Below are 16201 nucleotides of genomic sequence, written 5' to 3'. Positions count from 1 at the left end.
TCGACCTCAGCCCCGGGTCAGCTTCTTGTACGTGGCACGGTGCGGACGTGTCGCGTCCGCGCCGAGCCGCTCGACCTTGTTCTTCTCGTACGAGTCGAAGTTGCCCTCGAACCAGAACCACTTCGAGTCGCCCTCGTACGCCAGGATGTGCGTCGCGACGCGGTCCAGGAACCACCGGTCGTGGGAGACGACCACCGCGGCGCCGGGGAAGTCGAGGAGGGCGTTCTCCAGCGAGGACAGGGTTTCGACGTCGAGGTCGTTCGTCGGCTCGTCGAGGAGGAGCAGGTTTCCGCCGAGCTTGAGCGTCAGCGCCAGGTTCAGACGGTTGCGCTCACCGCCGGACAGGATGCCCGCGGGCTTCTGCTGGTCCGGGCCCTTGAAGCCGAACGCGCTCACATACGCGCGCGAGGGCATCTCGACCTGGCCGACGTTGATGTAGTCCAGCTCGTCCGAGACGACGGCCCACAGCGACTTCTTCGGGTCGATGTTGGAGCGGTTCTGGTCGACATACGCGATCTTCACCGTCTCGCCGACCTTGATCGAACCGGAGTCCGGCTCCTCCAGGCCCTGGATCATCTTGAACAGCGTGGTCTTGCCCGCGCCGTTCGGACCGATGACGCCCACGATGCCGTTGCGCGGGAGCGTGAACGACAGGTCGTCGATCAGGAGCTTGTCGCCGAACCCCTTGGAGAGGTTGGTGACCTCGACGACGATGCTGCCGAGCCGGGGGCCCGGCGGGATCTGGATCTCCTCGAAGTCCAGCTTCCGCATCTTGTCCGCCTCGGCGGCCATCTCCTCGTACCGGGCGAGGCGCGCCTTCGACTTCGCCTGCCGGCCCTTGGCGTTGGACCGCACCCACTCCAGCTCTTCCTTGAGCCGCTTGGCGCGCTTGGCGTCCTTCTGCCCCTCGACCTTGAGACGGGTCTGCTTGGTCTCCAGGTACGTGGAGTAGTTGCCCTCGTAGGGGTAGGCGCGGCCCCGGTCCAGCTCCAGGATCCACTCCGCCACGTTGTCCAGGAAGTACCGGTCGTGGGTGATCGCCACGACGGTGCCCGGGTACTTGGCGAGGTGCTGCTCCAGCCAGTTCACGGACTCGGCGTCGAGGTGGTTGGTGGGCTCGTCGAGGAGCAGCAGATCGGGCTGTTCCAGGAGGAGCTTGCAGAGCGCGACGCGGCGCTTCTCGCCACCGGAGAGATTGGTGACGGCCCAGTCGCCGGGCGGGCAGCCGAGGGCGTCCATGGCCTGCTCCAGTTGGGCGTCCAGGTCCCACGCGTTGGCGTGGTCCAGGTCCTCCTGGAGCTTGCCCATCTCCTCCATCAGCGCGTCGGTGTACTCGGTCGCCATCTGCTCGGCGATCTCGTTGAACCGGTCGAGCTTGCCCTTCACGCCGGCGACGCCGTCCTGCACGTTCTCCAGGACCGTCTTCGACTCGTCCAGCGGGGGCTCCTGGAGCAGGATGCCCACGCTGTAACCGGGCGCCAGGAACGCGTCACCGTTGGACGGCTGCTCAAGGCCCGCCATGATCTTCAGAACGGTGGACTTGCCGGCGCCGTTGGGCCCGACCACACCGATCTTCGCGCCGGGCAGGAAGTTCAGGGTGACGTCGTCGAGAATCACCTTGTCGCCGTGCGCCTTGCGCGCCTTGCGCATGGTGTAAATGTACTCAGCCAAGAGGAACCGTCCGACCGCTTGAAACCTGCAATGTCAACATGTGACTCCGCCGCGTGAGGGCAGACACACCCATCTTGCCGTACACCCCCGCACCCGGAGAAACCGCCTGGTCCGGACCCTCACGCCCGCCGACGTGGCGCGGCCCCGGTCGCCGCGTGGGGCGGGCCGGGGCCGCTGTGCTCACGGGGTGACCCGGGGGTCACTCTGTGTCGGGGTGCACGGTGGCTGCGGGATCACTCCCCGGCCGGGGACTTCTTGCGGCGGAGGAAGAACACGACGCCGCCGCCGATCAGGACGAGCAGGACCGCGGCGCCCGCGATCATGGGGGTGGCGCTGGAGCTGCCCGTCTCGGCGAGGTCACCGCCGCCGGTACCGGCGCTGGTGCCGCCCGCCGACGCGGGGCTCGGCGCGGACGACGGGGTGGCGCTGCCGCCGCCTCCGCTGCCCTGCGTCTCGCAGTCGAGGACGCCCTTGAACCGCTTCTCGAAGCCGTTCGGACCCGTGATCGTGAAGTCGTACGCCTGGTCCTCCTTGAGCGGGATGGTCACCGTCTCGGTCTTGCCGGCCGCGATGGTGTGCGTGGTGCCCATCAGCTCGAAGGTGAACGCCTCGTCGCCGGTGTTGCTCGCCGTGATGTCCACGCCGCCCTTGGCGCAGTTCTTCTCCGCGGACAGCGCGGGTATCGCACCGGTCTTCGCCCAGTTCGCCGTCGCGGTCGCGGAGACCGTCGACTCGCTGGACCCGGCGAGGATCTGCGTCTGGCTGCGGGTCTCGGAGGCGAAGGCCCGGCCGACCGGGACGGTGGTCGACGCCTGGACGGTCAGCGCCGCCGAACCGTCGGCCGCGTCCTTCGGTATGTCGAAGAACAGCTCGCTGCCGTTGGCCGCCGTGGTGACCGGCTTGCCGTCGGCGTCGACGATCTTCACTCCGCTCGCCGCGGCGTCCGCCGGCGGGACCACGGTGACCTGGTCCGCGTTGGACCGCACGGTCACGGGGCCCAGCTTCTCGCCCGGGTGCCCGGCGACGGCGGACGGCTCCAGGGTCAGCGACGCCTTGGGCTCGGCCAGGTTCTGGGCGCTCTTCTGGAGGTAGTCCGCGAGCTTCTCCGCCTGCGGGTTGACGGCGTCGACGTCCGCGCCGTCCGAGTACCGCCAGATCGCGACCTGCGTACCGGCCGCCGCGTCCTGCTCGGTGAGGCTGTCGGCGCCCGCCTTCTGGGCGAGGGCCGCCAGGTCGTTGACCTGGGGGTAGGAGTTCTGGAGGATCCAGTGGATCTTGCCCGCGTCGGCGTTGCCGTTCAGCGAGGTGCCGCTCCAGGGCGTCTCCTGGTACTTGGCGTCCTTCTGCGTCGGGTTGTGGATGTCGATGCAGTAGGTCTGGAGCGTGCCGCCGTTGTCGACGGACATCTCGAACAGGCCTGCGGAGACGGGCTGGTCGCGCCCGTTGTCATGGATGACGGCCTTGCCGAACGTCTTCAGGCCGCCGAGCGTGGCGGAGGCACCGCCGTGCTGCTGCGGCGCCTCGTCGGCCGCGGCGACGCCCGCGCCGGCCAGGGCGCCGGCGACGACCAGGCCGGACACGACGGTCGCGGCGGCAAGACGGACGGCTCCCCGCCGTGGGGAGGACAGAACAGAAAACACAGAATTCCCTTTCGGGCAGGAACCGTTGACATGGGGGGTATGCGGGTCCCACCAGCAGAATCAGACGCCCCGTGAGCTACGCCCGGCATCCTAGGAGCGCGGCGGACAGAGCAAACTGTGCATACCATCCGAATGCCGTTCCGACTTTGAATCGTTATCGCCGACACCCTGTCCCACCTGGGCTTATCGACAAATCAACGGGTCCGATTCGCCGGTAGTCCGCCGATATCGCGCACATCGTGACGTCGGCTCAGGTGTGTGCCGGGGTCGGCTCTTCGGCGGGCCGGGGCACGGGGTCGATCGCGAAATCCGGTTCGGGCCGCGGCTGTTGTCGCTCCGGGGACGCCGGATCCGCCGCCCGGACGGCGGACGTCCGCCGGAAGGCCGAGGTTCCCCGCGACAGGTCGTGCCCGATCGCGTACGCGTCGATGTCCGCCGACGCCCACTGCGGCCCCCCGCCCCGGGCACCCCCGGTACCCCCCGCACCCCCCGCACCCCCTTCTTCGAATCGCACCTTCAACCGGCCCTGCACGATGACCGGGTCCCCCACCGACAGCGAGGCCGCCGCGTTGGTGCCGAGCCCCTTCCACGCCCACACCGTGAAGAAGTTGGTGTGCCCGTCGACCCACGTGTCCTTCGTCCGGTCCCGGTGGCGCGCGGTCACCGCCAGCCGGAACCTCGCCACCGAACCCGTCGGCATCTCGCGGTACACCGGGGCCGTGGCCACATTCCCCACGACCGTCACCAGCGTCTCGTTCATCGCAAACCCCCTCCGGACCTCGTACGGGCTCGTCCCGTACGGCTGGAATCCAGAGTGCGCGCATCGCGGCGAACCCGCTGAGCCCTGTGGACCACCGGCCAGTTGTGGACAACTCCGTCACCCGAAGGAGGCGCTCCGCCCGCACGAACCGCCCCCGGAACACCCGGCCACCCCCGGAACACCCGCCCAGCCCCAGCTATCCCCGGGAACCCCCGGCGGCCACTTCCACCACCTCCGCCCCCTCCCCCTCCCCCTCCCCCACGGCAGCCCCGCCCACCACACCGACCGCCGCCCCCGGGACGGGCACCCCCGGGACCGGCACCCCCGCGACCGCCCCGGTCGTCACCCGCACATACTGCTCACGCACCTCCTGGTACCGCAGAAGCTCCGCCGCGACCGGGTCCAGGACCCTCGCCCGACCGCACCCGGCCGCCGCCTCACGCAGTCTGCGTTCCGCCGTCTCGCCGTATCTGCGGGCCGGGCCGCGCGCCGCCAGCCGGCAGGTCCACTCCACGAGGGGACCGCCGACGATGCCGCAGACCATCAGCAGGACGGGCACGCCCAGGTTGGGCGCCGTGATCCGGACGATCTGCGCGGCCAGCCAGAGTCCGCCGACGATCTGAAGGATCGTCATCAGCGCCTGGGCCAGGACCGCCACGGGCCACCAGCCCGGCCGCGGGGGACGCCCCGTCGGCACCCCCGAGCGCACCGCGAGCAGGTCCAGCGCCTCGGAAAGCCCCGCCGATCCCCGTACCGCCGCCTCACGTACCGCCTGGGCCCAGGGCGCGGGCAGTCCCGATGCCGCCTGGTCGGCGACCGTACGGACCGCCTGCTCCACGCGCTGGCGCGCGGTGGCCTCCTCCTCGGCGGGCGTCAGGGCCACCGGCCACAGCATGCGGGGTTCACGCCGGGACTCGTACCAGCGCCACAGCCTGAACCACGGTGTCCCGCACGCCTTGCCCGCGTGCCGCAGCCACGCCCGTTCGGCGGCCTGGCCCGCGGCCACCGCGCCGACGGCCTCCGCGAGGTGCGACGAGAACTCGTCGCGCGCCTCCTCGGTGAGCCCTGGGCGGCGCGCGGCGGCGTAGACGGGCCGCAGGCGCGCCGCCGCCGCGTCGACGTCGGCGGCGATACGGCGGGCCGGGGCGCCGCGCTCCACGAGGAACTGGTCGAGCGCCTCACGCAGTTGGTCGAGCCCGTCGCCGGTGAGCGCGGACAGCGCGAGCACGGTCGCGCCCGGTTCCTCGTACTCGCCGAGCGCGATGCCGTCCTCGTCCAGGAGGCGCCGCAGATCGTCCAGTACCTGGTCGGCGGCGTCGCCGGGCAGCCGGTCGACCTGGTTGAGCACGACGAACATGACCTCCGCGTGGCCCGCCATGGGGCGCAGATAGCGCTCGTGGAGGATCGCGTCGGCGTACTTCTCGGGGTCGACCACCCAGATGACGGCGTCCACGAGCGCGAGGACGCGGTCGACCTGTTCGCGGTGGGCCACGGACGCCGAGTCGTGGTCGGGGAGGTCGACGAGCACCAGGCCGCCCAACTGGGCCTCGGCGTCCGGGCTCTGGAGGGGCCTGCGGCGCAGCCGGCTGGGGATGCCGAGCCGGTCGAGCAGGCCGGCGGCGCCGTCCGTCCAGGTGCACGCGATCGGCGAGGACGTGGTGGGGCGGCGGACGCCGGTGTCCGAGATGGTGACCCCGGCGAGCGCGTTGAAGAGCGTCGATTTACCGCTGCCCGAAGCGCCCGCGACGGCGACGACGGTGTGCCGGTCGGAGAGCCTGCGCCGCGCCGACGCCTCGTCCAGGACGCGGCCGGCTTCGGCGAGGGTTCCCCGGTCGAGCCGCGCGCGGGACAGGCCGACGAGTTCGCGCAGGGCGTCAAGCCGGCCGCGCAGTTGCCCGTCGTAGACGGCGCCCGCGCCGGGCTGGTGCGGGGGCACATACGCGGGCGCGTGCGCGGGGACGGCGTCGCGGGCGGTCGCGGCGGCGAGCATGTCGGCCTCGGACGCGCGGCGGGCGATCAGCCCGTCGCCCCAGGCCGGTTCGCCCTCCTCGCGCGCGTCGCCGCCGCCGCCGGATTCCGCGGATGCGGCGTCGGGCCTCTCCCCGGCGCCCCGCGTACCGGTCTTCGCGCGCGGGGACCCCGTTTCGGCCTCGGACCCGCCACCGGCCCCGACCGCCCCGGAACCGGCAGCCCCGGCGGATTCGGATTCCGTACGCGACACCACGTCGGTACGCGATTCGGCATCCGCACGCACCACAACGTCCTTACGCGCCACCACGTCCTTATGCGCCACGGCGTCCTTACGGGAGGGCGCCTCCCCACCGCCCCCACCGCCCCTGCCGTCTCTACCGCCGGGGGCGTCCTCGTTCCTGGCTCGGTCCGGTTCCTGGTGGTCGGTGTGATCCGCGTGGTCGGTCACGGCAGTCACCGCGGTCACCTCTCCTTCTGCAGTACGGACAGCGCGGCGATGAGTTCGGCCTGGGGATCGGCGTGCACCCCTAGGGCGTCGAGCGGTGCCAGACGGCGCTCCCGCTCGGTGTGGAGGACCTTCTCGACGTACTCGGCGAGCAGCCGCCCGCCCTTGTCACGCAGCCGGAGCGCACCCTGGGCGCCCAGGCGCTCCGCGAGCGTCTCGCCCGCGCTGCGGCCCCGCCGGCCGCCGAGGAGCGTGGTGGCGAGCAGCGCGGCGACGGCGTCCGGGTCGGGGGCGGTACTTCTGGCGGCCCTGGCGATCCTGTCGGCTCTGTCGGCCCTGTCGGACTTCTCGGCCTTGTACAGTTCGCGGACCTCTTCCTCGGCGTACTCCTCCATGACGCGCCGCCAGCGCCGTACGGCCATGCCGATGCGGTGTTCGGCGCTCTCCAGGGCGGGGTCACGGTCCGTCAGACCGGCCGCCCCGGCGGCGGATTCGTGCCGCCAGCGTTCGTCGATCCGCTCGTCGGCCGCCGCCACGCCGCACAGCAGGAGTGCGCCCAGGCTCTCCACGAGGGCGTCGAGGAGTTCACCGGCGCCGCAGTCGAGGGGATAGCTGCGCCATCGTTTGAGCGCGTCCCCGGAGAGCACGGCGCCGCCCTTCAGACGGCCCTTCACGCGCGCGTGCTCACTTTCGTACGTTTCCTCGGCGACGGCCGTGAGCCGGACGGCGGCGGCGTGCTGGGCGGCGACCGCGCCGGCGAGTTCGGGCACTCGCGCACGGAGGGAATCGATCACCCCATTGGCCGTACGGACGAGGGCCTGGGCGCGCGCCGTGGGCTCCTGGGCGCGGTGCGTGAGCCACGCGCGCAGGGGGGCGACCGCGGTGGACGGCAGCAGTCCGCCGCCGCCCGCGGACTCCGGCAGCTCGGGCACGGTGAACCGGGGGACCTCGCCGAGCCCGGCCTTCGTGAGCAGGGCGCCGTACTGCCGGGACACCTCCGAGACGACCTGGTGGGGGACGCGGTCCAGGACGCTGACCAGGGTCGCGTTGTACTCCTTGGCGGTCCGCAGCAGGTGCCAGGGGACGGCGTCGGCGTACCGGGCGGCGGTCGTGACCATGACCCAGATGTCGGCGGCACAGATGAGCTGGGCGGCGAGGAAACGGTTCTCGGCGACCAGGGAATCGATGTCGGGCGCGTCCAGGAGGGCGAGTCCGACGGGGAGGGCGGTGGCCGTCTCGATGCGCAGTTGCCGCTCGGGCGCGGCGGTCGTGCCCCCGCGCGCGTGGGGCCGCCCGTCACGGATGGCGGTACGGGTGGTGGGCCGCACCCCATGGGGCCCCACGGTGAGGGAGTCCTGCGGGGGCACCCACACGCGCGTGAGGTCGGGAAGGACCCGCATGCCGCTGAACCAGTGATGGTCGTCCGGATGGCAGACGAGCACGGGCACGCGCGTGGTGGGCCGCAGAACGCCCGCCTCGCTCACCTGGCGCCCCACGAGGGAGTTGACCAGGGTGGACTTGCCCGCGCCCGTGGAACCGCCGATCACGGCGAGCAGGGGTGCTTCAGGCGCCTTCAGGCGGGGCACCAGATAATCGTCGAGCTGTGCCAGCAGTTCCCTGCGGTTGGCACGCGCGCGTGGCGCCCCCGCGAGAGGGAGCGGAAAGCGTGCGGCGGCGACACGCTCGCGCAGGGCGGAGAGTGCATCGAGCAGTTGAGGCCGTACGTCCAAGGTCACCACATGCGAAGAATGCCCAATTTAGGCGGCATTCTGAAGCATATGACTGTTCCTGCGCGCCGATAGGACACAAGGGGCGGAAGGTGCGACTGGGGCGCAGGCATAACGAGTGCACAACACCCGGGGCGTGAGGCGGCAAAAGCAATGCACGAACCGTACCCGCCTGCGATTATCAGGACCGCTTCACCGAACCTCCACATCGAGCCACGGAGGTGAAGCGCAGGGGACAGGACCCAAGGAGCCCTATCCTTGTCCCCGGCAAGGTCACGGACCGGCCCCACACCGGGCTCCAGGCCACCGGCCACCACCCGGCCCCCGTAGCTCAGTGGATAGAGCAGGCGCCTTCTAAGCGCTTGGCCGCAGGTTCGAGTCCTGCCGGGGGCGCGCTCTACGCGCGATGCACGGCGGCCCTCCTCCGGGAGGGCTTTCGGCTCACGGAAGAACCCTGACCGAGGCTGCCTGCACGCTAGCGGGGACGCCGTAGCGGCGAGATAAACCCGTCAGGCGGCAATCCGTACGCGATCACCCGCCCCCGCGCAGTGACGTCCCCCCTTCACCCGGCCCCGCCCCTGCCCGGACGGGCACCGCCCTGACCTGCCGGATGTCACAACTCCCGTCTCCTGGGCCACTGTTGATGCGTCCGAGAGCCGTGCGGGGAACGTCTCCCCGCCCAGGGATGAGGAGGCCGCGGGGTGGATCCTGTGGTGGTCGGGGCCGCTGTGACCGTGCTCGTCAGCGGGGTGAGCGGTCTGGTGAAGATCGCTCACCGGTGGCTGAGCACGGAGGTCGAGTTGGCGCGCATCGCCGACGCCGGGGTGACCGAGCGGGTGCGGTGCGCCGCGCCCTGGGGGTCCCTGGACGAGTCGGTACGGGGGCGCCGGGTGCGGGTGGACCGGGCCGGCGACCCGAGCGGGGGTGGGTGCGGTGGAGGATGCGGTCAGGTCTGAGGTGGGCGTCGCGGAACCACCGGCGGTCACCGGCCTCCCTTCGTCCGCCGCCGACGGCGACCTGTTGGAGACGGGTTCCGCCGACCCGTACGAGGTCGCGTCCGTCGCGCTCCCCGGCCGGGAGCTGGCCGAGGCGCTGCACCACGCGCAGTACCCCGCCCTGGTCCGGTTCCTGCTGCTGAACGGCGCGTCCTGGGTCGAGGCGCAGGACGCGGCGCAGGACGCCTTCACGCAGATGTGCGCGCCCGGCCTGTCCATCGCCTATCCCAAGGCGTGGCTGCGCCGGGTGGCGTGGCGGTCGTGGGTGCGGCAGCAGGTGAAGCCGGAGGACGCGTGCGCCGAGCCGCCGGAGCCGCGCGCGGTGCTGCGCTGGCGGACCCCCGCGCAGGCGGCCGAGATCGGCGAGGAGGAACGCCGGGTCATCGCGCTGCTGCTGCGGCTGCCGTCCAAGCAGCGGGCCGCCATGGCGTGGCACCTGGACGGCTTCACGACCGAGGAGAGCGCTCGCGCGATGGGCACCACGCAGGCGGCGGTGCGGCAGAACCTCACCCGGGCGAGGGCATCCCTGAAGGCGGGGCTCGGCCTGGGCGGGGAGGCGGGCGACGGTGGCGGGACGGGCGCAGGTGGGGGGACAGGCGCAGGGGCGGCGGAGCGGTACGAGGGATGGGAGGAGGAAGGATGACCGGGACCACCGGAGAGACGGGAGAGACCGGAGAGACCAGGGAGACCAGGGGGGCCGGAGAGACCACGCCCGGCGGGAACACGGTGCTGGACATGCTGCTGGCCTCCGCCCACAGCCACCTGGCCGTCGCCGTGAGCGACCGCCTGACGGGCCAGGGCGGCATCCCCGAACTCCGCGACCCCGATCTCGCCCTGGACCGGCTGCTGTCCGCCGCGCACCGCACCCTCGGCCACACCGTCGCGGAACGGCACAGCCACGAGACCCGGTTGGCCCGCGAGAAGAGGGGAGGCACCTCGTACGCGCTGCTCGCCGCGAGCGGCACCCTCGCGAACCGCCCGGCGGCCGTACGGCTCCGCTACCGGCGCGACGCGCTGCGCATCGCCCGTACCTACTGGCCGCGCGACCTGGTGGACGTCCTGCGCACGGGACTGCGGCTCCTGCATGACCTGGAGACCACGGCGGACGCGCCGCCTCCACCCGGACCGCCGGACCACCCACACCACGCGGTGCGGGGCTTGAACGCGGCGCTGCGCGAGGTGTTCCTCCTGCCGGGCCCCCGCCGCCGCCCCGCGAATCTGACCGGCACCGACTACCCGGCGGCCGTCGAGGCGTTCCTCGCGCCCTACGCCGAGCAACTCCGCTACGACGCCCAGAACGCCCGGGAGTTCCTGAACGAGGAGCTGGCGCCGCTGCTCGCTCCCGCCCCGGAGGGCCCGGCGGGCAGCTTCCCCGGGCCCGGCGCCGACATGGTGGCGCAGGACCTCGCGGACGACCTGGAACTCGCCTGCGGCCAGGCGCTCGCCCTGTCCCAGGCGGCCACCGAGGTGGAGCGGCTGAGCAGCGACTTCGTGGGCGCGGATCTGCGCGGCGCCAATCTGGACGGCGTACTCCTGGAAGGCATCCGCTGGGACGCGGCGACGCTGTGGCCCGCACGCTGGGAGGAGCTGATCCGCCGCGTGTCCCTCCCGGCGGACGGCGACGACGGCGTCCTGGTGATCACGGCGGAACCGCACGAGTCGGCGATCCCGGCGGACAAGTGAACCGTCGGATGAGCACCTGGTCCATGCCGGAACCCGCGCCCCGCCCGGTCCAGTCCCGCAACCGCGATCCCTCAGTCCACCGCCCTCAGTCCACCGCCTCCGTGGACGGCGCCAGGACGGCGATGTGGGACGGGCCCGGGAGGCGGGTGGCATGGGTCGGTTCGTACGTCTCGGCCAGGGCCGCGCAGATCAGGGCGACCGCGATGGCGCCGGGGTCCGCGACCCCGGTGGCGTGGTCGCCGACGTAGCTGGAGCGGCCCCGGCGGGCCGTGAGCCCGGCCGTGCGGTGGGCGCCCTTGACCGCCGCCAGGGCCGCCGCCGTGAGGGGCGCCGCGCGGCGGGACCTGGCCGACGCCGTGAGGGATTCCGCGGCCGGGACCAGCGCGTCGAGCAGCGTACGGTCGCCGACGCGTGCCCCGCCGATCCGGCCGATGTCCTCGGCCGCCGCCGTGCACGCCGCCGCGAGTGCCGCCGTGTCGGCGTGCTCCTCGTCGCCCAGCGCCACCGCCAGATGCTGGAAGAGGATGCCGAACAAGGGGCCGCTCGTGCCCCCGACATGGGTCGTGAAGGCCTCCGCGAGCGCGGTCATCCCGGCCGTTCCGTCCTCGCGCGCCCGCGCCACCGCCCGGGTCACCCCGGAGGTGAAGTTGTCCCCGAAGTCCCCGTCGCCCGCCCGCTGGTCGAGGTGCGTGAGGTCGGCGTGCACGGTGGCGCAGATCGCCCCGAGCCGTTCCAGGACGTCCCGGCGCCCCCGCGTCCGCGTCCGCCGTACCGGAGTCCGCCGTACGAAGTCGGGTCCCGTCGTCCGCGCGGTGGGCGGGGCCGTCGCGCCCGGCAGGTGCAGCGGGGTCCTCGCGGGCGCGCACCACAGGTCCAGCCAGCCCGGCGACAGCGCCGTCAACGTGAGGGAGAAGCCGGACGTGTCGAGCGCCGCCGTGTACGTGCCCGCGGCCACCACCGCGACCTCGACGCCCTGTTCGACCAGGCAGGCGTGCGCGAGCGCGCTGATCGCCCGCAGCTCCAGTTCGGTGGTCGCGCCGAGCCCGTTGACCAGCAGGATCACGCCCTCGCGCCCCGCCGTGACCGAGTCGAGGAGGTCCGTCAGCATCCGCCGTACGACGAACTCCGTGGGCCGCAGCGAGTTGATCGTGCGGGCGCCCCGCTCCCCGTGGATTCCGGCGCCGTAGTCGATCTCCTGCCCGAGCGTGAACGCCGTGCGCCGCGTGGACGGAGACGTGTGCGCCCTGGCGGCCACGGCGAGGCTGCGGGAGCAGGCCGCGATCCGGGTGCCGAGGTCCGCGAGGCCCGCCAGATCGGTTCCCCGGTCGGCCGCCGCGCCGAGCAGCTTCTCGACCACGACGGTCGCCGCAGTGCCGCGCCGCCCGGCCGCCGAACCGCTGGTCGCCACGTCGTCGTCCACGACCACCTGCGCCACCTCGTAGCCCTCCGCGCGCAACTGGTCCGCCGCGAGGGAGAAGTTGACCCGGTCCCCGGTGTAGTTCTTCACGATGTGCAGCACACCGCCGTCCGACGCGCCCGCCGCCGCCATCGAGGCGCCGACGATCTGCCGCGCGTGCGGCGACGCGAACACCTCGCCCGGCGCGACGGCGTCCAGCCCGCCAGGCCCCAACAGGCCGGTGTGCAACGGCTCGTGGCCGCTGCCGCCCCCGGACACCAGCCCCACCCGGCGCACCGGGGCACGGTCCCGTGACCAGAGGAACAGCGGGTCGTCGCAGAGCGCGATGTGCGGATGGGCGAGCGTGAGCCCGCGCGCACCGTCACGGGCGGCTTCGGGGGTGAGGAAGTGCGTCATGGTGGGTCCCGTCCGTAGATCGGTGGATTCCGTAGTGGAGTGGGCGGTGGATTCCGTAAGGGAGTGGGCGAGGGAGGCGTCAGGCGCGTGGTGACGGCTGGACCACGTAGCCCGGGGCCGGGAGCCTCGTGGCGTGCTGCGGCTCGTACACGTCGGCCAGCGCGCAGTACAGCAGCGCGATGGCGATGGCTCCGGGGTCCGGTGTGCCCAGGGCGCGTTCGCCGACGTAGCTGGCGCGGCCCCGGCCGCCGAGCATCGCCGCGGTGGCCCGCGCGCCGGTGATCGCGGCCAGCGCGGCCGTGGTGATCGCGTCGTCGGCGTCGCGGGGCGCGTCCGTCAGCGCGCGGGCGGCAGGCGCGAGGGCGTCGATCAGCGTACGGTCGCCCGTCGTCGCGCCCCCGGCCCGCCGGATCGCGTCCAGGGCCCGCGTACTGGCGTCGGCGAGCGCGGGAATCGCGGGGCGTTCGCCGCCGGGGTGGGCCCCGGTGACGGCGGCCAGCCGGTCGAAGAGGATGCCGAGCAGCGGCCCCGCGCTGTCCCCGACCTGGTCGAGGAAGACGGCAGCCGCCGCGCCGAGCCCGTCCTCGCCGGTCCGGTCGACCCGTTCGACGGCGAGCCGCAGCCCGCCGCGCAGATTGGCGCCGAAGTCGCCGTCCCCCGCGGCCTGGTCGAGCCGGCCGAGCGCGTCGTGCACCTGCCGGGTGATCTCGGCGTACCGGTCGAGCGCGGCCCGGGACCCGCGAGGGCGATCCGTGGACGGCTCGGGACGCGGGGTTGCTACGGGGGCCTGGGGCGGTTTCCGTACGGAGGTACCGGCGTCGGCGTGGGCGCCTTCGCGGTCCTCGGTGCCGTGCCAGAGTTCGAGCCACCCCGGCTCCAGCGCGGTCAGGGTCAGCGAGAACCCGGCCGTGTCGAGCGCGGTGATGTACGTACCGGCCAGTACTGCCGCCACCTTCTCGCCGCGCGCCGCGAGTTGGTCGCCGGCGATGGCGGCGATGGCTTGGAGTTCGAGGCGTGTGGTCGAGCCGAGGCCGTTGACTACGAGGAGGAGGCCGTTCCGGGCGGCGGTGGGGTCGGCTGTGGGGTCGGCTGTGGGGTTTGCGCCCTCCGACAGCAGGTCGTCCAGCATCCGGCGGACCAAGGCCTCAACGGGCGGCCGGGGCAGGGTGCGCGCCCCGCGTTCGCCGTGGATGCCGACGCCGTAGTCGATGTGGTCGGCGGGCAGCGTGAACGCGGGCCGCAGCGTGTCCGGCGAGGTGTGCGCGCGGGCGGCGACGGCGAGGCTGCGTGAGCGCTCGACGACGCGCCGGCCGAGGTCGGTCAGCGCCTCCAGGCCGTCGCCCCGGTCGGCGGCTGCCCCGAGGATGCGCTCGACGGCGACGGTGGCGGCGGTCCCCCGGCGCCCGGCCCCCGTACCCGTGCTGGCCACGTCCTCGCCGACCCGTACCTCCGCGACCGTGACGCCCTCCGCGCGCAGCCGTTCGGCGGCGATCGAGAAGTTCAGGACGTCCCCGGTGAAGTTCTTGACGATGTGCAGGACGCCCGAGGGGCCGGCGACGTCGTGGGACGCGGCGACGATCTGGCCGTTGTGCGGCGACGCGAAGATCTGCCCCGGGCAGACCGCGTCGAGGCCGCCGCGCCCCAACAGACCCGCGTGCAGGGGCTCATGGCCGGAGCCGCCGCCGGAGACGAGCCCGACACGGCGCGCGGGATGCGGGTCGGCGGCCGTCAGATAGAGCGGGCGCTCGCTGAGCCGGATCGCGGACGGATGCATCCGGGCCAGGCCCCGGCAGGAAGCCAGTACGGGGTCGTCCTCCGGCAGGAAGTAGCTCATGCGTGTCCTTGGTGACGGTATGTCAGGGATGCTGGGGTCCTGGGGTGCTGCGGGAAAGCCCACTTCGGCCTTCTGGAGGCTCACTTCGGGTCGCCTCGGATCACTTCGGATCACTTCGGGTCCGGAGGCGCCGGGATCGCCAACTCCGCCCATGCCCTGGAGCGTTCCGGCGTGGTCTCCCGCCCCGAGTGGACGGCCAGCGCGCCGGTGATCTGCAGGCCGCGCCCGTGGTGTTCCCGGCCAGGCCAGGCGGCGGCCCCGGCGCACGGCCCCGCGTCGTGGACCTCGACCCGCAACCACCGCCCGTCCCGCAACAGGACGAGTTCCGCACGAATGGCACCCCGGGCGTGCAGCAGGGCGTTGGACACGTACTCGGACACGACCAGCTCGACATCCGGGACGACGGAGGCGCACACCTGCCACTCCCTGAGCGCGCCGCGCGCCCAGATCCGGGCGCACCGGGCGGCGGTGGGGTGCCGTCCCAGATCCGTACGGGCGACGGCGAGGGCGACGCTGTCGGTCATGGTCATACCTGCTCGCTTCTCCTCGGGGCCCGTTGCCGGGGTGGGCCTGCTCACAGTGCGCGTTTCGAGGAGGTCAAGAACGGCACGCGGGAGTGCCGGAACTCTGCCGTTCCGGTCGCGCGTATGGCACCCTGACACCCCTCCCACCTACGGGACCGAACCGGGAGTAGTCGCGGCGACCACACAGCGCGACCGGCCGGGGAGACCGGGAGGAAATCACCAATTTTACGGGGGCTTTACTTGACGGCTGAACGAAGCGGGGAGCAACGGGGAGCCGACGGAGGCGTACGCGGAGACGAACGGGACGCCGATGTCGGCGCGATGCTCCGCGAGTGGCGCAAGCTCCGGGACCCCGCCCGCATCCCGGGACTCGACGGCACGCGGGGCGCCCGCAGCTATGTGACCCAGCTCGACATGGCCACGCTTCTCGGCGTGAGCGAACGCTGGTACTGCTATCTGGAGCGCGGCGAACGCCGCCAGTACACCCGGCGGATGATCGACGGTGTGGTCCGCGTCCTCGACCTCTCCCCCGCCCAGGCCGACGTCCTCTACCGCTTCACGCGCCACGAACCGGCGTACGAACCGGCGTACGAACCGGCGTACGAGCAGGGCTCCGCCGCCGTGCCCGATCCGCTGCTCGTCGACCTGGTGCGGCGGCAGCGCGACTGCGTCAGCTTCCTGGCCGACGGCGCGTGGGACGTGCTCGCGTGCAACGAGGTCGCCGGGCTGCACTGCCCGTGGGTCGCCCGGGACGGCGCCAATGTCCTCGAATGGGTCTTCGGCCCGGACTCGCGCTATCAACTCCGGGACTGGGAGGGGAGTTGGGCCCTGCCGCTGTTGTCCGACGTACGGCTCGCCTGGCAGCGCACCCCGCACAACGCCCGCCTCGACACCGTGGTCCGGCACCTCCGCGCTCAGCCCGGCGTCCCGGCCCTCTGGCGCCGCACCGCCCACACCCCAGGCCCGCACACGGCCCCCCGCCCGATGTTCTTCCCCCTGATCTCCCCGGAACCGATCACCCTCCGCATCCTGACGATGGGCCCGTACGGCACGGTCGGCCCCTATGGCCGCGGCGAGTTGAGATGGACGGTCATGACACCGGTGGACCCGGCGGTCCGCTTCGTCTGAGGGCGCGGAC

The 16201-nt window shown here is 72.8% G+C and carries 12 protein-coding genes and 1 tRNA gene; 5 read left to right on the top strand and 8 right to left on the bottom strand.

Features of this window, described 5'->3' with window-relative positions; all coding sequences use genetic code 11:
• Positions 1–6 precede the first annotated feature (6 nt).
• From ettA to ACIQNU_RS01635, 5 genes are all read right to left on the bottom strand, one after another.
• Positions 7–1671: an energy-dependent translational throttle protein EttA gene (gene ettA, locus ACIQNU_RS01655; protein ID WP_401359654.1), complete on the bottom strand. Its 1665-nt coding sequence runs from the start codon at positions 1669–1671 to the stop codon at positions 7–9.
• A gap of 233 nt (positions 1672–1904) precedes the next feature.
• Positions 1905–3311, bottom strand: a complete 1407-nt coding sequence (locus ACIQNU_RS01650; protein WP_401359652.1) for an LAETG motif-containing sortase-dependent surface protein — start codon at positions 3309–3311, stop codon at positions 1905–1907.
• 250 nt (positions 3312–3561) lie between these two features.
• Entirely contained in the window at positions 3562–4071 is a 510-nt protein-coding gene (locus tag ACIQNU_RS01645) for a single-stranded DNA-binding protein (protein WP_401359649.1), read from the bottom strand.
• 196 nt (positions 4072–4267) lie between these two features.
• Positions 4268–6499: a GTPase gene (locus ACIQNU_RS01640; protein ID WP_401359647.1), complete on the bottom strand. Its 2232-nt coding sequence runs from the start codon at positions 6497–6499 to the stop codon at positions 4268–4270.
• A gap of 5 nt (positions 6500–6504) precedes the next feature.
• Complete coding sequence (locus tag ACIQNU_RS01635) at positions 6505–8226, bottom strand: dynamin family protein (RefSeq protein ID WP_401359645.1); 1722 nt, start codon at positions 8224–8226, stop codon at positions 6505–6507.
• A 308-nt stretch (positions 8227–8534) separates the two neighbouring features.
• On the opposite strand from ACIQNU_RS01635, the gene ACIQNU_RS01630 reads away from it, so the two are divergent.
• The 4 genes from ACIQNU_RS01630 (at position 8535) to ACIQNU_RS01615 (ending at position 10892) form a co-directional block, all read left to right on the top strand.
• Positions 8535–8607: transfer RNA gene (locus ACIQNU_RS01630), tRNA-Arg, on the top strand.
• Between the two features lie 308 nt (positions 8608–8915).
• Positions 8916–9170, top strand: coding sequence for a hypothetical protein (locus tag ACIQNU_RS01625; RefSeq protein WP_401359643.1), 255 nt, complete (start codon positions 8916–8918; stop codon positions 9168–9170).
• Complete coding sequence (locus ACIQNU_RS01620) at positions 9148–9852, top strand: RNA polymerase sigma factor (RefSeq protein WP_401359640.1); 705 nt, start codon at positions 9148–9150, stop codon at positions 9850–9852. The genes ACIQNU_RS01625 and ACIQNU_RS01620 overlap by 23 nt, the downstream gene beginning before the upstream one ends.
• Positions 9849–10892, top strand: coding sequence for a hypothetical protein (locus ACIQNU_RS01615; RefSeq protein ID WP_401359638.1), 1044 nt, complete (start codon positions 9849–9851; stop codon positions 10890–10892). Before ACIQNU_RS01620 ends, ACIQNU_RS01615 begins: the two co-directional genes overlap by 4 nt.
• Before the next feature lie 85 nt (positions 10893–10977).
• Here ACIQNU_RS01615 and ACIQNU_RS01610 read toward each other — a convergent pair whose 3' ends face one another.
• The 3 genes from ACIQNU_RS01610 to ACIQNU_RS01600 all read right to left on the bottom strand — a co-directional run bounded on the left by ACIQNU_RS01610 (position 10978) and on the right by ACIQNU_RS01600 (position 15069).
• On the bottom strand, positions 10978–12705 hold the full coding sequence (locus ACIQNU_RS01610; protein ID WP_401359636.1) for a dihydroxyacetone kinase subunit DhaK: 1728 nt from the start codon (positions 12703–12705) through the stop codon (positions 10978–10980).
• 79 nt (positions 12706–12784) lie between these two features.
• A complete protein-coding gene (locus tag ACIQNU_RS01605; RefSeq protein WP_401359633.1) occupies positions 12785–14539 on the bottom strand; it encodes a dihydroxyacetone kinase subunit DhaK in 1755 nt (584 codons plus the stop codon).
• A gap of 110 nt (positions 14540–14649) precedes the next feature.
• Positions 14650–15069 (bottom strand): ATP-binding protein, encoded by a 420-nt coding sequence (locus tag ACIQNU_RS01600; protein WP_401359631.1) that lies wholly within the window; start codon positions 15067–15069, stop codon positions 14650–14652.
• A gap of 234 nt (positions 15070–15303) precedes the next feature.
• Between ACIQNU_RS01600 and ACIQNU_RS01595 the strand changes: the two genes are divergently transcribed.
• Entirely contained in the window at positions 15304–16191 is an 888-nt protein-coding gene (locus ACIQNU_RS01595) for a hypothetical protein (RefSeq protein WP_401359628.1), read from the top strand.
• Positions 16192–16201: the final 10 nt, after the last annotated feature.

Origin of the sequence: Streptomyces sp. NPDC091292 (genome assembly GCF_044757265.1) — a bacterium.
Taxonomy (GTDB): domain Bacteria; phylum Actinomycetota; class Actinomycetes; order Streptomycetales; family Streptomycetaceae; genus Streptomyces.
The sequence above is the reverse complement of the archived record's forward strand: the minus strand, read 5'-3'. Positions and strand labels throughout refer to the sequence as shown.

Excerpts from the sequence above, each read along its gene's own strand:
- ACIQNU_RS01645 (WP_401359649.1), bottom strand. The coding sequence starts at position 4,071 with ATGAACGAGACGCTGGTGACGGTCGTGGGGAATGTGGCCACGGCCCCG.
- ACIQNU_RS01615 (WP_401359638.1), top strand. The coding sequence starts at position 9,849 with ATGACCGGGACCACCGGAGAGACGGGAGAGACCGGAGAGACCAGGGAG.
- ACIQNU_RS01610 (WP_401359636.1), bottom strand. The coding sequence starts at position 12,705 with ATGACGCACTTCCTCACCCCCGAAGCCGCCCGTGACGGTGCGCGCGGG.
- ACIQNU_RS01605 (WP_401359633.1), bottom strand. The coding sequence starts at position 14,539 with ATGAGCTACTTCCTGCCGGAGGACGACCCCGTACTGGCTTCCTGCCGG.
- ACIQNU_RS01600 (WP_401359631.1), bottom strand. The coding sequence starts at position 15,069 with ATGACCATGACCGACAGCGTCGCCCTCGCCGTCGCCCGTACGGATCTG.